We start from the raw sequence: 1297 nt of genomic DNA, 5'->3' as shown, positions 1-1297 counted from the left end.
GGGCCTTGACCCGGAATCTTGGACACGGGCTATGCGGCTTGGGCCAGGGTAGTTGATGTTGTGTCGAGTGCTGTCTCGTAGGCGATGGGACTGCGTTGTCCGAGGCGGGAGTGTCGGCGTCGGGTGTTGTAGCGATTGAGCCAGCGGAACGCGTCGAGACGGGCCTCGCGTTCGCTGGACCAGCGCTTTCGGCCCTGGAGCGTCTCGCGTTTGAACGTCGCATTGAAGGATTCGGCGAGCGCGTTGTCCGCCGAGCTGCCGATCGCGCTCATGGACTGGCGGACGCCGGCCTGGCGGCAGGCGTCGGCGAAGGCCCGGCTGGTGTACTGGGCCCCGTGGTCGGTGTGCATGATCGCCCCGGCGAGGCTGCCGCGGGTCCGTTCGGCGGCGGACAGGGCGTCGGTGACGAGGTCGGTGCGCATGTGGTCCGCGATCGCCCAGCCGGCCAGGCGGCGTGAGGCGAGGTCGATGACGGTGGCCAAATACAGGAACTTCCCGCCGTCCAGCGGGAGGTAGGTGATGTCGCCGACATACTTCGTGTTCGGTTCGTCTGCTGTGAAGTCGCGGCCGATGAGGTCCGGGGCCTTTGCCGCGGCCGGGTCCACAACAGTGGTGCGGTGTCTGCGGCGCAAGCGCACGCCTGCCAGACCGGCGCCCCGCATCACCCGCGCGATCCGCTTGTGGTTGACGCGCTCGCCCGCCTCGCGGAGCTCGGCCGTGATCCTGGGGACGCCATAGGTGCCGTCCGACTCGCGGTGCACGGCCCGTATCCGGGCGGCGAGGCGGGCGTCGGCCGCCTGCCGGGCGGCCCGGTCCGCGGCCGTCCGACACCAGTAGTAGAAGCTGGAGCGGGCGATGCCCAGGATGGTGCACAGCCGCTTCACGCCGTAACGGCGCTGATGGTCGGCGACGAACTGGAAGCGGTTCACCAGCGCGTCTCCCCGGCGAAATACTTCGCCGCCTTCCGCAGGATCTCGCGCTCTTCCTCCAGCTCACGGACCTTGTTCCGCAGAGCGGCGTTCTCCGCCTCCAGCGGCGTCGGCGGCTCAGTCGCCACCTCCACCCGGCGCCCCCGGGGCCGGCTCGCTCCGGCCGCTCGGACCCAGTTCCGCAGGGTCTCGGGGTTGATCCCCAGATCGGCGGCGACCTGCCTGATCGTCGCCTCGGGCCGCGACTGGTACAGCGCGACCGCGTCCGCCTTGAACTGCGGCGGATAGTTCTTCATGACCACGAGATGTCCGTTCTCAGATCCTCAGGATCCAGTGTCTCGCGTGTCCAGGATCAAGGGTCAAGGCCC

The 1297-nt window shown here is 69.2% G+C and carries 1 protein-coding gene; it reads right to left on the bottom strand.

The window, feature by feature from the left end; all coding sequences use genetic code 11:
- Window positions 1-29 precede the first annotated feature (29 nt).
- Window positions 30-1231 (bottom strand): IS3 family transposase gene (locus ACZ52C_RS42000; protein ID WP_469079794.1). Its coding sequence is split into 2 segments (ribosomal slippage): window positions 30-940 and window positions 940-1231, totalling 1203 coding nucleotides; the frame shifts between segments, so codons are not numbered across the junction.
- Between the last annotated feature and the right edge of the window lie 66 nt (window positions 1232-1297).

This window comes from Streptomyces sp. NPDC034049 (genome assembly GCF_055575575.1).
The sequence above is the reverse complement of the archived record's forward strand: the minus strand, read 5'-3'. Positions and strand labels throughout refer to the sequence as shown.